The following is a 20,903-nucleotide window of genomic DNA, read 5'->3' on the forward strand; positions in this document are numbered from 1 at the left end:
TTACAAGACTTCATATCTTGGTAGATGATTTACATGAGTGAGTAGTCGTTCAAAATCTGCAAAGGGAAATATGATGGTACTGGTGTTGCTGTTTGGATGAAAGCCAACGGTATCATTGCGATCGATCGAGGAGTCAATGACGACTTGGATCTCGTTTTCTAAATCGTTGACTAAGGCAAATGGATTGACGGTGCCTGGCGGAACATGCAACAACTGTTTGACTTGGTCTTCTGGCACAAACGATAATCGTTTTTCATTCAACTGTTCTGCCAATAATTTCAAGTCGGCTTGTTTTTCATCAGGTAAGACGACAAAATAAATTTGTTTACCTTTCTTTGGTTTGACCAAAAGATTTTTGACTTGTGGACCTGGCAAAGTAAACGTTAGATTTTTAACAGAAGTAATGGCTGGGTGGTTCACTTCATGGTAATTGATTGCCAATAGATCCAGCAATTCATAGGCCTCTTGTTTCGTGGCATGACACATAAAAAACAATCCTCCATTCATTTTTTATTTATTTTAGCACAAAAAAGATTGACAAATAAAAATGAATCGGGTAAATTACTCATTAAGTTAAATAAAAGACATCGAAAAGAAGAGTAGCAATTAAGTGTTTGAAGAGAGTCTCTGGTTGGTGAGAAGAGGCAATAACTGATTGTGAAACACATCTTGGAGTCGATTTTCTGAACAGCCAGTAAGGAAATCCGGGAAGCCCGTTACAGCTGCGGTCGTTGTTAGACGACCAGATAAGGTTAGTTTTGCGAGAAACTAATAAAAAAAGGTGGAACCACGTATTTTGCGTCCTTTGGTCTTCGGATCAAAGGACTTTTTTTGTTTTTCATGTGGTTGGAAGGGACAGCTAACAATGTACCCCTTTAAAGAAAAGAGGAGGAAAAGAAAATGAATGATTTATTAGAAGTGATGCCACAGTTGTTAGTAGGGGCACTGACAACCTTGAAATTATTTGCCTTTACCTTGATTGGTTCTTTACCATTAGGAATTATTTTAGCCTTAGGGTTGTCGTTACATTTTAAACCAATCCGTTATTTCGTACAAACGTATGTCTGGATCATGCGAGGAACGCCGCTATTGTTACAATTGATCTTCGTGTTCTACGGCTTGCCAACGATCGGGATCGTGTTTGATCGCTTCGAAGCTGCCTTGATCGCATTCATTTTAAATTATGCTGCCTATTTTGCAGAAATTTTCCGTGGTGGTATCCAGTCGATTCCTAAAGGGCAATATGAAGCAGCACAAGTCTTACAGTTGAGTCCTTTCCAAACAGTGACAAGAATCATTATTCCGCAAGTAACAAAAATCGTGTTACCTTCTGTCGGCAATGAAGTCATCAATCTAGTGAAAGATTCTTCGTTGATCTACATCTTAGGTTTAGGTGATGTGATGCGAGCTGGTAAGATCGCGATGGAGAGAGACGCAAGTTTACTTCCGTTGCTTGGCGTGGCGTTGATCTATCTAGCGCTAACAGGAGTGCTGACGATCGTGTTGAAGCAAATTGAAGAAAAATTAAATTATTACCGCTAAGAAACGAGGAGGGAACAGCGATGATTGAATTAAAAAAGATTAGTAAATCATTTGGTGACAAACAAGTGATCAAAGATTTTGACTTAGTAATCCCAGAAGGGCAAACCTTAGCGATCGGTGGACCGTCAGGAGGCGGTAAAACAACGATGTTACGGATTTTAGCCGGTTTAGAAAAAGCCGACAGTGGCGAGCTTTACCTGGATGGCACGAAATTTGACCCTTTCGAATTGAAAACGAAAGAACAAGTGGTAGGCGTCGTCTTTCAAGATTTCCAACTTTTTCCGCATTTAAATATTTTTGATAACATCACTTTGGCACCTAAAATGGTGTTGAAACAAAGTAAAGAAGAATACACCAAAAAGGCGGAAGAATTAGCGGACTCATTAGGGATTCGTGATTTATTAGGAAATTATCCTTATCAATTATCTGGGGGACAAAAACAACGTGTGGCCATTGCTCGTGCGTTAGCGATGAACCCGCGAGTGCTAGCTTATGATGAACCGACGAGTGCATTAGATCCAGAGTTACGCCAACAAGTAGAGAAGTTGATTCTTTCATTAAAAGAAGAGGGCGTGACACAAATCATCGTGACCCACGATTTAGTCTTTGCTGAAAACGTTGGGGATCAATTGATCAAAGTTATGCCAAGTAAGTAGGAAAGCGGTGGGGAGAAAATGAAAAAATTCAGCTTTTTGATTTTATCTTTGATTGGTTTTTTCTTTTTAACTGGCTGCACGAATGAGCGGACAGCGACAGAAAGCTGGTCAAGAATCAATCAAGAAAAAAAGATTATCGTAGGACTGGACGACAGCTTTGTACCAATGGGTTTTCGTGATAAAGATGGCAAATTGACAGGATTTGATATTGAGTTAGCGAAAGCTGTCTTTGATGAATATGGCATTACTGTTGAGTTCCAACCAATTGACTGGTCAATGAAGGAGTTCGAATTAAACAACGGAACAATTGATCTGATCTGGAACGGGTATTCAAAAACGCCAGAACGTGAAGAAAAGGTCTTGTTTACAAAACCATATATGAAAAATGATCAAGTGCTGATCACACCAAAAACTTCTGGCATTACAAGCTTTGAACAAATGCAAGACAAAATCTTAGGCGCACAAAACGGTTCTTCTGGTTATGATATGTTTGTCAGACATCCAGAAATACTCAAAGACTATGTGAAAAATCAAGAGGCAGTTTTGTACGCAAGTTTTAATGAAGCATTGATCGATTTGAAAAGTGGCCGTACAGATGGTGTGTTGATCGATAAAGTCTATGCCGAGTATTTTTTGAACATACGAGACGAATTAGATAATTTCAATGTGATCAAAGGGGACTTTGATGGAGAAGATTTTGCTGTCGGTGCGCGAAAAAATGACGAAATACTTGTGGAAAAAGTCAATGACGGCATAGCTGAATTGGTTAGAAACGGAAAATTTAGCAGGATCTCAGAGAAGTGGTTTGGTGAAGATGTCACACCAGAATAGGTGACAGGATGACATGAAGGATCGAATCATAGGGGAAGTCAAAAAAGTGGAACAGCATCTGCTGCACCACTTTTTTTGTTTGTTTCGGACTTATTTTTTAAATGACTAGACTTTTATTTGTAAATGTCAAAAATCTACTTGGTAATGAAAAGGGTTTCGTGTTATTCTAAAGAGGTAAAGATTGAACTAGGAAAGGAAGATGTTCATGGAACACCAAAAATTAACTGCATTTCCTGATGATTTTCTTTGGGGGTCTGCTTCAGCTGCCTATCAAGTAGAAGGCGCATGGCAAGAAGGCGGAAAAGGTGAGTCCGTTTGGGATCGCTTTGTTCGTATTCCGGGTAAGACATTTAAAGGAACAAATGGCGACTTAGCTGTTGATCATTATCATCGTTATAAAGAAGATATCGCCTTAATGAAAGAACAAGGTTTGAAAACGTATCGCTTCTCTGTGGCTTGGACACGTATTTTTCCAACTGGCCGCGGCGAGATCAATCAAGAAGGCTTAGCTTTCTATATGGATTTGATTGATGAATTGATCAAACACAACATTGAACCAATGTTGACATTGTACCATTGGGATCTGCCACAAGCATTGCAAGATGAATACCAAGGATGGGAATCTCGTCAGATCATCGAAGATTTTACGAACTATGCAAAAACATTATTCGAAGCATTTCGTGGCAAAGTCCACTATTGGGTTAGTTTGAATGAACAAAATATTTTTACTTCACTCGGTTATTTATTAGCGGTTCATCCTCCAGGAGTGACTGATCCAAAACGAATGTACCAAGTGAACCACATTGCCAACTTAGCTAATGCAGCAGTGATTAAGGCGTTCCATGAAATGGATATGCCTGGGAAAATCGGACCAAGTTTTGCGTATACGCCAAACTATCCGATCGACAGTGATCCAAAGAACATTTTGGCTGCTGAAAATGCGGAAGATTTGATGGCCCATTATTGGATGGATGTTTATATGTGGGGCAAATATCCAATCGCTGCGATGAAATTCTTGGAAGAACAAGGGTGGGCACCAACGATTGAAGAAGGCGATGAGGAGCTATTAGCATCTGCAAAACCTGACTTTTTAGGCATCAACTACTACCAAACAGCAACGAATGCTTTTAATCCATTAGATGGTGTCGGCGCTGGTAAGATGAATACTACAGGTAAAAAAGGCTCATCAGAAGAAACAGGCGTGCCTGGCATGTACAAAAAAGTAGAAAATCCATTTGTCGAACGTACAAATTGGGATTGGGAAATCGATCCAGAAGGTTTACGTATTGCTTTGCGACGAATCACGAGTCGCTACCGTATCCCTGTGTTGATCACGGAAAACGGTTTAGGTGAATATGACAAATTGACAGAAGATAAAAAAATCCATGATGACTACCGTATCAACTACTTGGAAAGTCATGTCAAAGCCATCAAAGAAGCTATTTCAGATGGTGCAGAAGTCTTGGGCTATTGCACATGGTCTTACACAGACTTGCTGAGCTGGTTAAATGGCTACCAAAAACGCTATGGCTTCGTTTATGTAGATCAGGATGAAACACAAGAAGGATCACTTGATCGCTATAAAAAAGATAGCTACTATTGGTACCAACAAGTGATTCGTGAAAATGGCGCGCATATTGGTGAATAGAGGGTCACTTTGATGCGTTTCCTCATTAAATAGTGAATAATTAACTAAGAAGAGAGGACCTAGGTCTTGCTCTTCTTTTTTTGATAAAGAAAGAAAATCAGTAATCGGGCAAACAAAACTTTTGTTCGCTTGCTTTTTTTTGTATAATGGAACTTGATGAAAAGAGGGATATATCATGGCAAAGAAAAAACGTCCTGCTAAGAAGAAGAGAAAAACTAAAAAACAAAAACAGCAGCAGGAGCAAATGATCGCGATCGGTGTTGGCTTTGCTTTTATACTATTTGCCGTCTTTGGCTTTTTGAAATTAGGCTTTTTAGGCATTTTAGTGGCGAATGGCTTTCGCATAGTCGCTGGAAATACGTATCAGATCCTCTGTGTATTATTAGCAGTTTTAGGATTTTGGATCATGGTCAAAAATAGAGAATTCACGATGGGTAAGAGTCGTCGTTGGCTGGGAGTTGGGCTGTTTTATTTAGGTATCTTACTCTTTTTACATGCCAATCTTTTTGGAAAATTGAACAGCGGAGAACCCAATATCATTGGAACGACTTGGGATCTACTATCGGCAGATATTCGTCAAAGCCAAATCACCACGAATGTCGGTGGTGGTATGCTAGGTGCATTTATTTATAATCTGACATTCTTTTTGATTGCTCAACCGGGAAGTTATTTCGTAGCTGTTTTATTGATTATTGGCGGAGCAGTATTATTCAGTAATGTTGAGGGGCATCAATTATTGAATGCCTTACAAGTCATGGGCGATCGATTCCAAGAACTGTTAGAAGGCGACCCAGAAAAGCAGGCACGCAAACAAGCTGCGAAAGAAGAGCGGCAAAAGCAACGAGCAGAAGCGAAAGAAGCGAAACGTCTTGCTGCGAAAGAAGCAGCCGAAGCTGAAGCGACGGAAATGGAACAAAAGCGAGCCACTCGTCAAAAGAATCAGGTCCAAAAGGAAACTTCTCCTATTTATGAAGAAAGTGAACCTGAACAATTAAGTTTTGTGCCGATTGACAGTTTCCAAGGAAATGTCCAACCTCCTGTTATGGAACGTCCTAAACAGGATGAGATGAGTCAATTACAAGAGTCTTCCGAAGATGAGTTATTTGAAGATGATGGCACTGCATTAGAATTTGAGATCGAAGCAGAAGAAGAAAATCAAGCATACGAACTACCTTCAATCGATTTATTAGACTCAGCGCAAACCGTGGATCAAAGTGATGAGTACAAGAAAATTGAAAAGAACATTGGCGTATTAGAACAAACTTTCCAAAGTTTTGGTGTCGATGCGAAAGTCGTCAAAGCAAGTTTAGGACCATCTGTGACGAAGTTTGAGATTCAACCAGCTGTCGGAGTAAAAGTAAGTAAAATCGTTAGTTTAACGGATGATATTGCCTTAGCTCTAGCCGCAAAAGATGTTCGTATGGAAGCACCAATCCCTGGGAAATCATTGATTGGGATCGAAGTGCCGAATAGCAAGATCAGTATGGTTTCGTTTAGAGAGATCATCGAAGCCCAACCGGATCATCCAGACAAGCTATTGGAAGTACCTTTAGGACGAGATGTTTCGGGTCGTGTCCAAACGGCTGATTTATCGAAAATGCCTCACTTGCTCGTTGCCGGGTCGACTGGTAGTGGGAAGTCAGTGGCGATCAACGGTATCATCACAAGTATCTTGATGCGAGCAAAACCTCATGAAGTCAAACTGATGATGATCGACCCGAAAATGGTCGAGTTGAATATGTATAATGGTATCCCGCATTTGTTGACGCCAGTTGTGACCAATCCTAGAAAAGCAGCACAAGCGTTGCAAAAAGTCGTTCAGGAAATGGAGGAACGGTATGAGAAGTTTGCTGCAACTGGTGTGAGAAATATCTCTGGGTACAATGAATTTGTCCAACAAAAAAATCTAGAAAATGGAACCAAACATCCGACCTTACCATTTATCGTCGTCATTGTTGATGAATTGGCGGATCTGATGATGGTTGCAAGCAACGAAGTCGAAGATGCGATCATCCGGTTAGCGCAAATGGCTCGTGCCGCAGGTATCCATATGATCTTGGCAACACAACGCCCAAGTGTGGATGTTATCACCGGAATTATCAAAGCCAATGTGCCTTCACGAATGGCGTTTGCTGTTTCCAGCGGAACAGATTCACGAACGATCATTGATTCTAATGGGGCGGAAAAGCTCTTAGGACGAGGGGATATGCTCTTCTTACCAATGGGTGAGAACAAACCGATCCGTGTTCAAGGAGCCTTCATTTCAGATCATGAAGTGGAACGTGTGGTCAACTTTGTCACCGATCAACAAGAAGCCAATTACGAAGAAAAAATGATGCCAACGGATGAAGTTGAATCGGCTGGTTCAGCAGAACAACCTCAAGATGAACTATTTGAAGAGGCAAAAGCATTAGTCATTGAAATGCAAACAGCAAGTATTTCTTTATTGCAACGTCGTTTCAGAATTGGTTACAATCGAGCAGCCCGTTTAGTCGATGAGCTGGAAGCTCACGGCGTCGTGGGTCCTTCAGAAGGCAGTAAGCCTCGAAAAGTTTTTATTGAGCAAGTGGAAGAGTCAATGGATCAATCATCATCTGAAAATCAGGAAATATAAAATGAAAGCAAGAAATCTTTTCTTATCGAATTGATTTTTTGCTTTTATTTTGCGTTTAGTTCATAAAAATATCTGTTTCGTGTAAAAAACAAGAATTAACAAAACATACATAATAAAATTATACCCACTAAATAATGATAAGCTAAAAGTTACAATTCATCTATGTGACACGTATTTGGGGCATTTTTTATGGAATTATTTTTGATCGATTCTAAGTACGATAAGTGTAATCGCTTTTACTTTGACCTTGTAATTATTGCTTTCAAGAGCATCAGGCTCGAAAAAAGTGGTTGGACTGATCATTTCAGATGTCGGGTATGGTTCGTCTCTTTTATTTAGTTTTTCTTGATCATTCCAGCAACCTTGTCGATTTTAGGGTTTATCTTTATTGAATGGATGATTTTGGATCCAGAAAAATCAGTAGAAGAATACGATGAGTTGCATGATACTCATGCATAGCCTAAATAAGATTTAGTATAAGTTTTTAACGATTATTTAGTTTCTTTTGTGAACTATTGCATTAATAAAGGGAATCAGTTATAGTATGTAGCGATACTTTGAAAAAAAGAGGGAATAATCGTGGAAAAACAATCCATTTATAGCTTAACAAATAAAGAATTGACTGCTTGGTTTTTAGAACATGGTGAAAAGAAATTCCGTGCCTCACAAGTATGGGAATGGCTCTATCAAAAGCGTGTCACAAGCTTTAAAGAAATGACGAATCTTTCAAAAAGCTTGATTGAAAAACTATCAGAAAATTTTGAGATCAATCCATTGAAACAAGTGATTGTGCAAGAGGCAAGTGATGGGACAGTCAAGTACTTGTTTGAGTTGCCAGATAAAAATATGATCGAAACGGTGTTGATGAGACAAGAATATGGCTTGTCTGTGTGTGTAACTACACAAGTCGGATGTAATATTGGCTGTACTTTTTGTGCCAGTGGTTTATTAACGAAAAACCGAGACTTGACTGCGGGGGAGATCGTGGCTCAGATCATGATGGTCCAACATTACTTTGATGAACGTCAACTGGGGGAACGAGTCTCCCATGTCGTGGTGATGGGGATCGGTGAACCGTTCGACAATTACGACAATGTCATGGATTTCTTGCATATCATCAATGATGCCAAAGGTTTAGCAATCGGTGCTCGTCACATCACAGTGTCAACTAGTGGGTTGGCAAACAAAATCAAAGAGTTTGCTGAAAATGGATTACAAGTCAACTTAGCAATTTCATTACATGCACCAAATAATGAAGTACGTACGTCCATGATGCGCATTAATCGCCGTTTTCCAATCGAAAAATTGATGGAAGCAGTGGATGAGTACTTGGAGAAAACCAACCGCCGGATCACGTTTGAGTACATTATGCTGAATCAAGTAAATGATCGTCCAGAACATGCGCAACAACTTGCTGATCTGTTGAAAGACAAGAAAAAATTAACTTATGTCAATTTGATTCCTTACAACCCAGTAAGTGAACATGATCAATATTCAAGAAGTCCAAAAGCGGATGTATTGAAATTTTATGATGTCTTGAAAAAGAACGGCATCAATTGTGTGATTCGCAAAGAACATGGGACAGATATTGATGCAGCTTGTGGGCAATTGCGTAGCAAACAAATGAAAAAAGAAAAAACTGTAGCAAAATAAATATTCTTAAAGTTAAGTTTTCTTTCCTTCTCTTTTCCCCGTTTGGCTGATAGAATAGGCTGAAATTGGAATGGAGGGGAATAGGATGATCATCAGTGAATTTGATCGTAGAAATATTGGTTTGAAGGATCAGCTAGCTGACCTTTTGCGATTGACTTGGCCGAAGGATTACGGCGAACAACCAATGAAAGAAGTCGAGCAACTACTAGCGACGGATCGAATCGCCGTCTCAGCGGTTGAACAAGATCGTTTGGTTGGTTTTATCGGTGCGATTCCGCAATATGGAATGACTGGTTGGGAAATTCACCCTCTAGTAGTAGAAACTTCTTATCGAAAGCAGTATGTCGGTAGCCGCTTAGTTGACTATTTGGAGAAAGAAATCACCTCTAAAGGTGGTGTGACGGTTTACTTAGGAACAGATGATATGGATGGAGACACAAGTCTTAGTCATACAGATCTTTTTGATCATCCATTAGATAAACTGAAATCAATCGAAACCATCAACAAGCATCCTTATACATTTTATGAAAAAATGGGTTATCAAGTCGTTGGAGTGATTCCTGATGCAAATGGGATCAATCAACCAGATATCATTCTGGCAAAACGGCTTGGAGAAATGAATCAATGAACGAAACACTAAAATTTTTGTTTAATCGAATAAAACAAGCGAGCCTCCCCGTATGCGGAGGCTCTTTTTTTAGGCAAAAACCGAACATTCATATCGAATGTTCTAATGAAGACCATTTTTTTATGATTATTTTATTCGAAAGAGCACTAGTTAAAAAACCTTGATTTATCTAGTTTTTTTAGAAAAAAATAATAAAACGTTCATGGAAAAGACATTATTTTTTAGAAAAAGCAAAAAAAACTGTTGCAAATTTAATAATTATTCATTAAACTCATAAACAACTCAGAAAATACTAATTATTCTGAAAATTTCGATAAAGGGGTACGGAAGATGAAAAAGAATTTAACTTTTGGAGTTGTGGCCTTATGTGGGCTTGTGCTTGCTGGTTGTTATGGTGGCAGCAGCGCAGATACAAGTGGTAGTGGTTCTTCAAGCAGTGGATCAGCAGATGGAGGAGGCGTCTTCAACTTAGTAGTACCTCAAGAAATGCCATCAGCCGACTTATCGGTTGCAACAGATACAATCAGTTTTACTGCACTAAATAATGTGTATGAAGGAATCTATCGTTTGGATGAAGATAGTAAACCTCAACCAGCCGGTGCCAGTGAATTGGCTGAAGTGAGTGAAGATGGATTGACTTATAAAGTCAAATTGCGTGAAGACGCAAAATGGTCAAATGGGGAGCCTGTCACAGCAGCTGATTATGTATACGGTTGGCAACGTACGGTAGATCCAGCGACGGCATCAGAATATGCGTATCTTTTTGCACCAGTTGAAAATGCTGAAGCAATCACAGCAGGCGACAAAGACAAATCAGAATTAGGCATCAAAGCAGTTGGTGATTATGAATTGGAAATCAAATTAGCCAAACAAACACCATACTTCCAATACTTACTTGCTTTCCCTTCATTCTTCCCACAAAGTCAAGCGGTGGTTGAAGAACATGGAGATGCGTACGCATCATCAAGTGACAACGCAGTATACAACGGACCATTTACTTTAGCTGATTTTGATGGACCAGGTACTGATACAGAATGGACGTACAAGAAAAACGAAGAGTACTGGGATAAAGATGCAGTTAAATTATCAGAAATCAAAGTCAGTGTCGTAAAAGAATCTTCTACTGCATTGAATCTGTTCAAAGATGGACAAGCAGATGATGTTATCTTATCAGGTGAGTTAGCACAACAAAATGCGAATGATCCAGCTTATACGTCAGTTAAAGAAGCACGTACAAGTTATATCGAGTTCAATCAAAGAGAAGATGATTCACCATTCAAAAATGTGAACTTAAGAAAAGCCATTTCTTATTCAATCAACCGTGAAGCATTAGTGAAACAAGTTATGGGTGATGGTTCAGTGGTTTCAACAGGCTTGATTCCTGCAGACATGACTAAGAACCCTGAAACAAATGAAGATTTCGCAGCAGAAGCCGGCGAATTAGTATCATATGATCAAGACAAAGCAAAAGAATATTGGGAAAAAGCGAAGAGTGAATTAGGAATCGACTCATTAGAATTTGAATTGATGGCATCAGATGACGACTCAACGAAAAAAGTGATCGAATATATCCAAAACTCTATCCAAGAAAACCTTGACGGTGTGAAAGTAAAACCTACACCAGTACCATTCTCTGTTCGTTTGGATCGTTCATCTTCTGGTGATTTTGACACAGTATTAGGTGGCTGGGGCGCAGACTATGCTGATCCAAGTAGTTTCACTGACTTGTTTGTAACAGGTAACTCTTACAACCGTGGTCAATGGTCAAATGCAGACTATGACAAAGCTGTTGAAGCATCTGCTTCTAAAGATGCTGGTGACGAACAAGCGCGTTGGGCTGACTTACAAGAAGCGAATAAAATCATCGCTGAAGATATGGGTGTCGCTCCAATTTACCAAAAAGCTGAAGGTCATTTAGTTAATCCAAAAGTCAAAGGTATCGTTCATCATGCTGCTGGCGCATCATGGGATTACAAATGGACATATATTGAAGAATAATCTGTCCTAAAAAGAAAAAAGAGCGTCTGGGATGTTTAATAAATCCCAGACCTCTCAATTTTCTGATCCTAGTTATTCTTTTGGCCGTTCATTTAGACAAGTGAAATGAGCGCAAAGACAATCGAAAACACAAGCAAAATTCCAGCGATGATCAGCCAAAAGGTATACATACCGTAGCTGACCGAAGATAGGGAAGTAAATTCTGTTTTTTCCTTCCGGTTTCTCGTTCTTGCTAAGTGAAACGAACGTTGAAAGTGATCAAAGAAACCTGAGGAGAACACCCATAAAAATCCGCCGATAATCAAAAACGGCAACGCACATAAAAATAAATCATTGGATAATTGAAGAAGGGTCAACTGATCAGTCAAAGCATTTTTAAGTAACACGAGGACGATCACTAAACCGGCAAACAAATAAGGACGATATTTTTTTTTCATTTTTTTGCTCCTTTATCATTGATTCATTAAATAATGTAGCGAAACATTGATCAGAAGTCAAAAGCTAGGGGGAAACATTCGTGAATAGTTATATAAAATATGTATTAAAACGCGTCTTCTTTATGGTCATCACACTTTGGTTGATTGCAACCATCACATTCTTTTTGATGCAATTATTACCTGGTACACCTTACACAAACCAGGAACGTTTAAGTCCTGAAACAATTGAAATGTTGAACAAGCAAGTTGGTTTGGATAAACCAGTCATCGTTCAATATGGGATCTATCTTTCTAATTTGCTCCAAGGAGATTTTGGTATCTCTTTCCAATTCAAAAACCAACCAGTTGCTAACTTATTAGCAGGACGAGTAGGACCTTCATTACAGCTTGGTCTACAAGCAATCATTTTCGGAACTTTCTTTGGAACGATCCTAGGAACAATCTCAGCAATGAAACAAAATACATGGGTCGATACGTCTTCTACATTAGTCGCGATCTTAGGCCGTTCTATCCCTAACTTTGTTTTTGCTGTATTGTTACAATACATTTTTGCCATCCAATTTCGTGTATTGCCGATCGCAAAATGGGATGGGTTCATGTATACGATTTTACCAACGATTGCACTAGCCATGTCGCCATTAGCAGACTCTGCTAGATTCATACGAACAGAAATGGTCGAAGTCTTGCATAGTGATTATGTCGAATTGGCTCGAGCAAAAGGCTTGAGTCGTTGGGAAATTGCATTCAAACATGGTCTACGTAATAGTTTGATCCCGTTGATGACCTTATTAGGCCCATTAGCAGTCGCGTTGATGACTGGTTCATTAGTTGTCGAAAATATCTTTGCTATTCCGGGTATCGGTGAGCAATTCGTTAAGTCGATCACAACAAATGACTATCCAACGATCATGGCTGTCACGATCTTGTATTCATTTATGTTGATCTTAGTTATTTTAGTCGTGGATCTATTGTACGGACTAGTTGATCCGAGAATCCGAGTTTCTGAAGGGAGTCGAAGCTAGATGGAACTGATACCTAAACGCTACGAAACAATTGCAGAAATTCCTGCAGATGAATTTTTACCGTTACAAAAAAATACAGAAGAAGAACGTGAAAAAATCGAAGCTCCTTCACTGAATTTTATTCAGGATTCTTGGCGTCGATTGAAGAAAAACAAAGCGGCTGTTATTTCCATGGGACTACTGATCGTGATCATCTTTATCTCGATCATCACGATTTTCGTTTCACCCCATGATCCAACCGCTCAAAATGTCGATTACATCAACTTACCACCACGTATTCCTGGTATCAATATCGACGGACTAAACGGAAAAGCAATGGTTGCGGGTGAGTTAGTCGATAAATATGCGCAAGCCAATGTTCCCGCAGATGTGAACTACTTTTTAGGAACAGATGGTCTAGGTCGTGATGTGTTAAGCCGTTTGTTCATGGGAACGCGAATCTCTCTATTGATTGCCTTCATCGCTGCATTACTAGATGTAACGATCGGTGTTGCCTATGGTTTGATCTCTGGTTTGTTAGGTGGTCGTGTGGATAATGCAATGCAACGTTTCTTAGAGGTCTTATCTGGAATTCCTAACTTAGTCGTAATGATCTTGATGTTAGTCGTTTTTGAACCAGGGATCTTCTCGATCGTGGCAGCGATGGCGATCACGAACTGGATTCCGATGGCTCGGATCGTTAGGGCACAAACATTGAAATTAAAAGACCAAGAGTACGTGTTAGCAGGAATGACATTAGGTGAATCCAAATGGAAAATCGCCTTCAAGCATATCTTGCCAAACATTTCGAGTGTGATCATCATCCAAATGATGTTCAGTATCCCATCAGCGATTTTCTTCGAAGCTTTCTTAAGTTTCATCGGCCTAGGCTTGACACCACCTTCTGCTTCATTGGGAACGATGTTGAGTGATGGCTACAAAACATTCTTATACTTGCCGTACCTATTATGGATACCGGCAGCAACTTTATCGGTGATCATGATTGGTTTCAACTTATTAGCAGATGGCTTACGTGATGCCTTTGACCCTAAAATGAAAGAGTGAGTACGATGACGAAAATTCTTGAAGTAAAGAACTTACAAATCTCCTTTGATACCTATGCTGGAAAAGTCCAAGCAATTCGAGGCGTCGATTTTCATTTGAACAAAGGTGAAACATTGGCCATCGTTGGCGAATCCGGTAGTGGGAAATCCGTAACGACTAGAAGTATCATGCGATTATTATCAAGTAACGCATCAATCGATTCTGGTGAGATTTTATTCAAAGGACAAAACCTTGTTGGTAAAACAGAAAAAGAAATGCAAAAGATTCGTGGGAAAGAAATTGCGATGATCTTCCAAGATCCGATGACTTCATTAGATCCAACGATGACGATTGGTAAACAAGTAGCAGAATCTTTACGTAAGCATAATAAAGTATCGAAAAAAGAGGGGCAAAAAGCCGCTTTAGAATTATTGAATCTTGTAGGGATCCCGGAGGCTGAGAAACGCATCCATAGTTATCCTCATCAATTTTCAGGGGGACAACGGCAACGGATCGTGATCGCGATCGCGTTGATATGTTACCCAGAAATCTTGATTGCAGATGAACCAACGACAGCCTTAGATGTGACGATCCAAGCACAGATTTTAGAGTTGTTGAAAAAAATCCAATCAAAAATTGACACGTCGATCATTTTTATCACCCATGATCTTGGTGTCGTAGCGAATGTCGCTGATCGAGTAGCAGTGATGTACGGTGGGAAAATCATTGAAGTGGGTACATCTGAAGAGATTTTTTACAATCCACAGCATCCGTATACATGGGGCTTACTTGGCTCGATGCCTACATTGGAAAGTGGCAATGAACGCTTATATGCAATTCCAGGTTCTCCACCAGATTTATTGAATCCGCCAAAAGGAGATGCCTTCTATCCACGAAATGAATTTGCATTGAAAATCGATGCGGAACAAGCACCACCGTTTTTCGAACTATCACCAACACACCAAGCAGCTACTTGGCTATTAGCCCCACAAGCTCCAAAAGTGACACCGCCAGAAGAGATTCAACGGCGCTGGGCGATTTTTCAAGAAAAACAAAAAGCACATGGCCAAGGGGGATTGAACAATGAACAAAAAACTGCTCGAGGTTAAAGGCTTAAAACAGTATTTTAATGTAGGAAAGAAAAATGAAGTCCATGCGGTGAATGATATCAGTTTTCACATCTATGAAGGGGAAACATTCGGCTTAGTTGGCGAATCTGGTAGTGGAAAGTCAACCACAGGTCGAACGATCATCCGTTTGAATGAACCAACGGGTGGCGAGATTTTATTTGATGGGCAAGATGTGACGAAATTAAAAGGCAAACAAGCCATGACAAAGTTTCGTCATGAAGTCCAAATGATTTTCCAAGATCCATATGCTTCATTAAATCCAAGAATGAAAGTACGAGATATCATTGCAGAAGGAATCGATGTCAATGGCCTAGCTAAATCACCCGAAGAGCGTGCAGAAAAAGTCAACGAGTTACTAAAAACAGTTGGCTTAAATCCTAGCCATGGCACACGCTATCCTCATGAATTTTCAGGGGGACAACGCCAACGGATCGGGATTGCACGAGCATTAGCAGTCAATCCGAAGTTTATCATTTGTGATGAACCAATCTCTGCTTTAGACGTATCGATCCAAGCCCAAGTGGTCAATCTTTTACAAGATTTACAAAAAGAGCAAGGATTGACTTACTTGTTTATCGCGCACGATTTATCCATGGTAAAACATATCAGTGACCGTATTGGTGTGATGCACAATGGCTTGTTGCTTGAGATGGGAACCAGTGAAGAAATCTATAATCATGGAGTGCATCCATATACGGAAAGCTTACTATCAGCGATTCCATTGCCTGACCCTGATCATGAACGTCAACGTCGCCGGATCAAGTATCAACCTGAACCAGACGATGGACAAATCCGCACGTTACGCGAAATTGCTCCTGAACATTTTGTATACGCAACAGAACAAGAAGTTGCTTATTATGCGAAAAAATTAAAACGGCAGAAAGAAGCCTTGCTAGTCGCAAACTAGGGGGAGAAGCCGATGCTAAAAGCCTTTAAATTTCGAATCTATCCCACTGATTCACAAAAACAGTGGTTGATCCAAACATTTGGTTGTGTGCGTTTCACTTACAATCATTTATTAAAAGCCAGACAGGCGTATTATTTAGAAACACAAGAGATCGATTATACGCTGACACCAGCTTCTTTAAAAAAGCAATATCCGTTTTTAAAGGAAGTCGATAGTTTAGCCTTAGCGAATGCCCAATTAAACTTGGATCGTGCATTTCGTAATTATTTTAAAGGACGCGCAAGCTTTCCCAAACTAAAAAATAAAAAAAGTATTTGGCAGTCGTATACGACGAATAATCAAAAAGGAACAATCTATTTAGAAGAAACATACCTTAAATTGCCAAAGCTAAAAGAGAAAATTCGCATCCATGCCCATCGTCCGATTGAAGGAACGATTCGTTCAGCAACGATCTCATCTCGATACAACGAGATCTTTTATGTCTCCTTGCTCTGTGAAGTTCCCCCAAAGACGATGAAAGCGTCAAATAAATGGATCGGGATAGCCTATGATCCAGATCGTCTAGTGGAGATGTCCACACCACTTGACATCACGATTCCAAAATTCAAACAAGTTGATCAACAACTCCTGCGGGCAAAGAGAAAGCTTGTGATCAAAGGACGATCAGCACAGCATCGACGCACACACGTTGAAAGAGTAAAAAATTATCAAAAGCAAAAAAGGAAAATCAAAGACCTTTATTTAAAACAAAAATTTCAACGAGAAGACTATTTAGAACAAATTTCAGGAACAGTGATTCGTCATTATGATTATTTGTTTGTCGAATCGATTTCAGCAGATTGTCCGGAAGGCGATTTTTCTATCCAAGACTGGCATAAGCTATTAGCAAAGCTCCAATATAAATCGCAATGGTATAGCAAAAAGTTAGTATTGATCGATATGAAAGAACAAACAAATCCTTCCACAAATAAAAAGAGTCTGGAATTAATTGAAATCGGGAAGCAAGTCCTGTTTGAATAAAAAACTGGTAGGGGCGCCAGGGTTCGCCTTGCTAATAAAAAACATCTATTGTTTTTGTTTCTAGGAATTTCTTTCAGAGAAGCTCACTAATTATGACAAACCAAAAAAGAGGAGAAGAGCATTCATGCCCTTCTCCTCTTTTTATTCTGTATGTCCAGGTTTTAATTGATAGATCTTTGAGGGACGTCCGATACCGACAGGACGTTCACCGATTTCATCGAAGTATTGTAACATGGCTTTTTTGAAATTGGAATGATCGATCATTTTAAAATCGATCCCTAAGAATTTAGCGAATACTTTGCGTGCTTCTGTGATCGTGAAGTCTTTTCCTAGCACTTGAAGCACTTGGGGTTCATGTTCCATTTTGTTGACGACACGGTTGAAGGCTTTGACAATGATCTCGCTATGGTCAAAGGCTAATGTGACTTTGCCAGAAGACTCGCTCGTCGTCAAGTCTAGAGTGATTGCTACATCCCCACTTGATAGATTCAGTTTGTTTGCATTACGTTCAAGTGAAAACCACTGCACTTCTTTGGCATCGTCTCCAGCGATCAAAGGTTCTTCACCGATAAAGGCGAGATAGCTGACTGTCACGACCCAGCCACGAGGATCACGATTCGGTGTACTGAAGGTATGCAGCTGTTCAATATTTTCTTCGGATATGATGACGCCTGTTTCTTCTTTTGTTTCTCGCAAGACGCTGGCACCAGTCGATTCATTTTTTTGGACGAATCCGCCGGGAAGTGCCCAAGAATTTCGGTAAGGATGACTTTTACGTTGGATAAGTAAAACTTTTAATTGATCTTCTTCTTTGTTGTAGCAGAGTAAAACGATATCGACTGTCAATGAAGGTTTTTCATATTCAGGACGTTCTTGGTCTTGGTACCAAGATAAGAAATCAGTTTCAGAGGCCTCTTGTTCATAATATGTTTTTTCTTCTTCTTTTGAATGAAAATGTTCCACTTTCTCACCTCCTGTTATGTTAAGGTACTTTTTACTTTATTGTAGCAGAATCTCCCTGAAAACCAAATATTTCTAGACAAATAAATCCAACTCAGAGTTGAAAAAGAAATGGTAAGAGTAGATTAAATAGGAAGAAAAGCAAATAAAAAGGGAGAAGTTTCTGTTTTTCTTCTCGAATGGCGAAAAATCCACAGAGGACGATATATCCTGCTAGGATCACTCGAAGGATCAAAGTGAGCAAAAGAAAAGTATTTAATTGCCCATGTAGATTGAAATAACCATACAGGTGTAAATAGTAAAAACTAAATAATAGATGGATGAGGGAAAGTAAAGCAATGCTGATAATCATTCGTTTGTGTTTTTTTGTCATTAGTCTCAAAACCTTTTCTTATATGATATTGCTTATTATAGCATGTTTGTAAAGTAAAAATGTGAGAGTAGACGATCCTGAAAAAAAAGGAGTAAGAGGGTGGGGAGAGAAGGAAGTGGATCATCACGATAACGTGAGTTCTTTATAAATGTTTTCATGAAGGGAAAGGACATCTTTACATTTCGGGAGTTATCAAAAAAAGCTAACAGCGTATTCATTTTATGGTATACTAGCAAGGAAACGAATTCGCACCATGCGATAAAGGAGGAAGTACCCCATGGCAGAAAAGGAAACTTTTTATATCACTACGCCCATCTATTATCCAAGTGGCAAACTGCACATTGGCAATTCTTATACAACGATTGCATGTGATGCTGTTGCACGTTATAAACGTTTGATGGGCTTTGATGTGTTTTATCTAACTGGGGTAGATGAACACGGACAGAAAATTGAGAAAAAAGCAGAAGAATTAGGCGTAGAGCCACAGGAATATGTAGACAAAATGGCTGCAGATGTCAAAAAACTGTGGAAAACATTAGATATCAGCTACGATAAATTCATTCGCACAACTGATGATTATCATAAAGCAGCAGTTCAAAAAATCTTTGATCGTTTGCTTGAACAAGGTGATATTTACTTAGGTGAATATGAAGGTTGGTATTCTGTCTCAGATGAGGAATTCTTTACAGAAACTCAACTTGCAGAAGTATACAAAGATGAAGACGGCAAAGTGATCGGCGGGAAAGCGCCAAGTGGTCATGAAGTTGAGCTAGTTAAGGAAGAGTCTTATTTCTTCCGTATGAGTAAGTATGCAGATCGCTTGTTAGAGTACTACGAAGAACACCCAGAGTTTATCCAACCTGAATCACGTAAAAATGAGATGATCAATAACTTCATCAAACCAGGTTTAGAAGATCTAGCAGTTTCACGGACGACATTCAGCTGGGGAATCAATGTCAAAAATGATCCAAAACATGTAGTGTATGTCTGGATCGATGCGTTGTCGAACTATATCACCGCACTGGGCTACGGTTCAGAAGACGATCAATTATTCCAGAAGTATTGGCCCGCAGATGTCCATATGGTTGGAAAAGAAATCGTTCGGTTCCATACGATCTATTGGCCGATCATGTTGATGGCATTAGATATCCCATTGCCGAAGAAAGTCTTTGGACATGGCTGGTTGTTGATGAAAGATGGTAAGATGTCTAAATCGAAAGGCAATGTCGTTTATCCAGAAATGCTTGTTGAACGCTATGGCTTAGATGCTTTGCGTTATTACTTATTGCGTGCAGTACCATTTGGTTCAGATGGTGTATTTACACCAGAAGACTTTGTGTCACGTGTGAACTACGATTTGGCGAATGACTTAGGGAATCTTTTGAATCGAACGATTGCAATGATCAATAAATATTGTGATGGCATGGTTCCTGACTATGCGTCATTAGTGACACCGTTTGACAGTGAGTTATCAACAACTGCTGCGAATGTGGTAGGTCGTTATCATGACGCAATGGAAAAAATGGAATTCAACACTGCATTAGCCGAAATCTGGGTATTGATTTCTCGTGCCAACAAATATATCGATGAAACAGAACCTTGGGTCTTAGCAAAAGACGAAGAGAAGAAAAAAGAGTTAGAGAGCGTGATGATCCACTTAGCTGAATCGCTACGTATCACTGCGATCCTCTTACAACCGATCATGACAGAAACACCAACTAAAATCTTCAATCAATTAGGGTTGGATGCCGAGATGATGAACCTTGAAGGATTACACTTCGGTGAATTCCCATCTGGGACAAAAGTCGTTGCAAAAGGTACACCGATTTTCCCACGCTTAGAGCTGGAAGAAGAAATTGCGTATATCCAAGCAAAAATGTCAGAAGGTACTCAAACAAATGAGGACTCTGTCAAATGGGACCCAGAAGAAACAGAGCTTGTTTCGACTAAAGAAAAACAAATCAAGTTCGATGTATTTGAAAAAGTCGAATTAAAAGTAGCAGAAGTCATCAATTGCCAAAAAGTCGAAGGGGCAGATAAATTATTGCAATTCCGTCTAGATGCAGGAGATGACCAAGACCGTCAAATCTTATCCGGTATTGCCGAATTTTATCCTGATCCAAGTGAATTGATCGGCAAAAAATTAGTGATCGTTGCTAACTTGAAACCACGCAAAATGCGCGGGCTGATCAGTCAAGGAATGATCCTTTCAGCAGAAGCAGCTGATGGTTCATTACAAGTGATCGAAGCACCAAAAGGTATGCCAAACGGTTCTGAAGTTGGCTAATCAATGACTGTTAAGAACTATTCTAAGCAAATAAGCTTAGAATAGTTCTTTTTTTGATAGGGTTACTTTTCATGGATCTATAAAAATAAAACTAACGAGGTTGTGCGAACACCGTTTATTTTTTTAGGGGGTACGAGAGGACGAAGGTCCTCGGCTTTTTTATAACTTTAATTG

The 20,903-nt window shown here is 39.5% G+C and carries 18 protein-coding genes and 1 other annotated feature; of the genes, 14 read left to right on the forward strand and 4 right to left on the reverse strand.

Translation table 11 applies throughout. The annotated features are described in order from the left end of the window. Complete coding sequence (locus CYK55_RS03300) at positions 1-486, reverse strand: YbaK/EbsC family protein (protein WP_034688919.1); 486 nt, start codon at positions 484-486, stop codon at positions 1-3. Positions 487-578: 92 nt separating this feature from the next. Continuing rightward, positions 579-809: a binding site (T-box leader), on the forward strand. A 91-nt stretch (positions 810-900) separates the two neighbouring features. Here CYK55_RS03300 and CYK55_RS03310 point away from each other — a divergent pair. From CYK55_RS03310 to CYK55_RS03350, 8 genes are all read left to right on the forward strand, one after another. Then, on the forward strand, positions 901-1,542 hold the full coding sequence (locus CYK55_RS03310) for an amino acid ABC transporter permease (protein ID WP_034688918.1): 642 nt from the start codon (positions 901-903) through the stop codon (positions 1,540-1,542). Positions 1,543-1,562: 20 nt separating this feature from the next. Continuing rightward, positions 1,563-2,198: an amino acid ABC transporter ATP-binding protein gene (locus CYK55_RS03315; protein ID WP_034688916.1), complete on the forward strand. Its 636-nt coding sequence runs from the start codon at positions 1,563-1,565 to the stop codon at positions 2,196-2,198. Between the two features lie 18 nt (positions 2,199-2,216). After that, on the forward strand, positions 2,217-3,029 hold the full coding sequence (locus CYK55_RS03320) for an amino acid ABC transporter substrate-binding protein (protein ID WP_034688915.1): 813 nt from the start codon (positions 2,217-2,219) through the stop codon (positions 3,027-3,029). Positions 3,030-3,234: 205 nt separating this feature from the next. After that, a complete protein-coding gene (locus CYK55_RS03325; protein ID WP_034688913.1) occupies positions 3,235-4,677 on the forward strand; it encodes a glycoside hydrolase family 1 protein in 1,443 nt (480 codons plus the stop codon). A gap of 175 nt (positions 4,678-4,852) precedes the next feature. Continuing rightward, positions 4,853-7,291: a DNA translocase FtsK gene (locus CYK55_RS03330; protein WP_034688910.1), complete on the forward strand. Its 2,439-nt coding sequence runs from the start codon at positions 4,853-4,855 to the stop codon at positions 7,289-7,291. A 579-nt stretch (positions 7,292-7,870) separates the two neighbouring features. Beyond that, the gene (gene rlmN, locus CYK55_RS03340; protein WP_034688909.1) at positions 7,871-8,944 is read left to right on the forward strand and encodes a 23S rRNA (adenine(2503)-C(2))-methyltransferase RlmN; all 1,074 of its coding nucleotides are present in this window, start codon (positions 7,871-7,873) and stop codon (positions 8,942-8,944) included. 85 nt (positions 8,945-9,029) lie between these two features. Further along, the gene (gene aac(6') / locus CYK55_RS03345; RefSeq protein WP_034688908.1) at positions 9,030-9,572 is read left to right on the forward strand and encodes an aminoglycoside N-acetyltransferase AAC(6')-Ii; all 543 of its coding nucleotides are present in this window, start codon (positions 9,030-9,032) and stop codon (positions 9,570-9,572) included. Between the two features lie 330 nt (positions 9,573-9,902). Then, a complete protein-coding gene (locus tag CYK55_RS03350) occupies positions 9,903-11,570 on the forward strand; it encodes a peptide ABC transporter substrate-binding protein (protein ID WP_034688907.1) in 1,668 nt (555 codons plus the stop codon). A 92-nt stretch (positions 11,571-11,662) separates the two neighbouring features. Here CYK55_RS03350 and CYK55_RS03355 read toward each other — a convergent pair whose 3' ends face one another. Further along, a complete protein-coding gene (locus CYK55_RS03355) occupies positions 11,663-12,007 on the reverse strand; it encodes a DUF3899 domain-containing protein (RefSeq protein ID WP_034688906.1) in 345 nt (114 codons plus the stop codon). Positions 12,008-12,087: 80 nt separating this feature from the next. Between CYK55_RS03355 and opp3b the strand changes: the two genes are divergently transcribed. Genes opp3b through CYK55_RS03380 form a run of 5 tightly spaced genes read left to right on the forward strand, consistent with a single transcriptional unit; the run spans position 12,088 to position 17,109 of the window. After that, entirely contained in the window at positions 12,088-13,029 is a 942-nt protein-coding gene (gene opp3b, locus CYK55_RS03360; RefSeq protein ID WP_023519216.1) for an oligopeptide ABC transporter permease, read from the forward strand. Continuing rightward, a complete protein-coding gene (locus CYK55_RS03365) occupies positions 13,030-14,073 on the forward strand; it encodes an ABC transporter permease (protein WP_019722499.1) in 1,044 nt (347 codons plus the stop codon). Between the two features lie 5 nt (positions 14,074-14,078). Beyond that, the gene (locus CYK55_RS03370; RefSeq protein WP_034688901.1) at positions 14,079-15,161 is read left to right on the forward strand and encodes an ABC transporter ATP-binding protein; all 1,083 of its coding nucleotides are present in this window, start codon (positions 14,079-14,081) and stop codon (positions 15,159-15,161) included. Next, positions 15,136-16,089 (forward strand): ABC transporter ATP-binding protein, encoded by a 954-nt coding sequence (locus CYK55_RS03375; protein ID WP_010736151.1) that lies wholly within the window; start codon positions 15,136-15,138, stop codon positions 16,087-16,089. The genes CYK55_RS03370 and CYK55_RS03375 overlap by 26 nt, the downstream gene beginning before the upstream one ends. A gap of 12 nt (positions 16,090-16,101) precedes the next feature. Further along, the gene (locus CYK55_RS03380; RefSeq protein WP_034688898.1) at positions 16,102-17,109 is read left to right on the forward strand and encodes an RNA-guided endonuclease TnpB family protein; all 1,008 of its coding nucleotides are present in this window, start codon (positions 16,102-16,104) and stop codon (positions 17,107-17,109) included. Between the two features lie 141 nt (positions 17,110-17,250). On the opposite strand, the gene CYK55_RS03385 is transcribed toward CYK55_RS03380, so the two are convergent. Then, entirely contained in the window at positions 17,251-18,072 is an 822-nt protein-coding gene (locus CYK55_RS03385; protein ID WP_126133945.1) for an NUDIX domain-containing protein, read from the reverse strand. Between the two features lie 91 nt (positions 18,073-18,163). Continuing rightward, the gene (locus tag CYK55_RS13990; protein ID WP_010736143.1) at positions 18,164-18,442 is read right to left on the reverse strand and encodes a hypothetical protein; all 279 of its coding nucleotides are present in this window, start codon (positions 18,440-18,442) and stop codon (positions 18,164-18,166) included. Between the two features lie 277 nt (positions 18,443-18,719). Between CYK55_RS13990 and metG the strand changes: the two genes are divergently transcribed. Continuing rightward, the gene (gene metG, locus CYK55_RS03395) at positions 18,720-20,729 is read left to right on the forward strand and encodes a methionine--tRNA ligase (RefSeq protein WP_034688895.1); all 2,010 of its coding nucleotides are present in this window, start codon (positions 18,720-18,722) and stop codon (positions 20,727-20,729) included. Positions 20,730-20,903: the final 174 nt, after the last annotated feature.

The organism is Enterococcus mundtii (genome assembly GCF_003957375.1).
Taxonomy (GTDB): Bacteria; Bacillota; Bacilli; order Lactobacillales; family Enterococcaceae; genus Enterococcus_B; species Enterococcus_B spodopteracolus.

Excerpts from the sequence above, each read along its gene's own strand:
- CYK55_RS03300 (WP_034688919.1), bottom strand. The coding sequence starts at position 486 with ATGTGTCATGCCACGAAACAAGAGGCCTATGAATTGCTGGATCTATTG.
- CYK55_RS03310 (WP_034688918.1), top strand. The coding sequence starts at position 901 with ATGAATGATTTATTAGAAGTGATGCCACAGTTGTTAGTAGGGGCACTG.
- CYK55_RS03315 (WP_034688916.1), top strand. The coding sequence starts at position 1,563 with ATGATTGAATTAAAAAAGATTAGTAAATCATTTGGTGACAAACAAGTG.
- CYK55_RS03320 (WP_034688915.1), top strand. The coding sequence starts at position 2,217 with ATGAAAAAATTCAGCTTTTTGATTTTATCTTTGATTGGTTTTTTCTTT.
- CYK55_RS03325 (WP_034688913.1), top strand. The coding sequence starts at position 3,235 with ATGGAACACCAAAAATTAACTGCATTTCCTGATGATTTTCTTTGGGGG.
- CYK55_RS03330 (WP_034688910.1), top strand. The coding sequence starts at position 4,853 with ATGGCAAAGAAAAAACGTCCTGCTAAGAAGAAGAGAAAAACTAAAAAA.
- CYK55_RS03350 (WP_034688907.1), top strand. The coding sequence starts at position 9,903 with ATGAAAAAGAATTTAACTTTTGGAGTTGTGGCCTTATGTGGGCTTGTG.
- CYK55_RS03355 (WP_034688906.1), bottom strand. The coding sequence starts at position 12,007 with ATGAAAAAAAAATATCGTCCTTATTTGTTTGCCGGTTTAGTGATCGTC.
- CYK55_RS03365 (WP_019722499.1), top strand. The coding sequence starts at position 13,030 with ATGGAACTGATACCTAAACGCTACGAAACAATTGCAGAAATTCCTGCA.
- CYK55_RS03370 (WP_034688901.1), top strand. The coding sequence starts at position 14,079 with ATGACGAAAATTCTTGAAGTAAAGAACTTACAAATCTCCTTTGATACC.
- CYK55_RS03375 (WP_010736151.1), top strand. The coding sequence starts at position 15,136 with ATGAACAAAAAACTGCTCGAGGTTAAAGGCTTAAAACAGTATTTTAAT.
- CYK55_RS03380 (WP_034688898.1), top strand. The coding sequence starts at position 16,102 with ATGCTAAAAGCCTTTAAATTTCGAATCTATCCCACTGATTCACAAAAA.
- CYK55_RS13990 (WP_010736143.1), bottom strand. The coding sequence starts at position 18,442 with ATGACAAAAAAACACAAACGAATGATTATCAGCATTGCTTTACTTTCC.
- metG (WP_034688895.1), top strand. The coding sequence starts at position 18,720 with ATGGCAGAAAAGGAAACTTTTTATATCACTACGCCCATCTATTATCCA.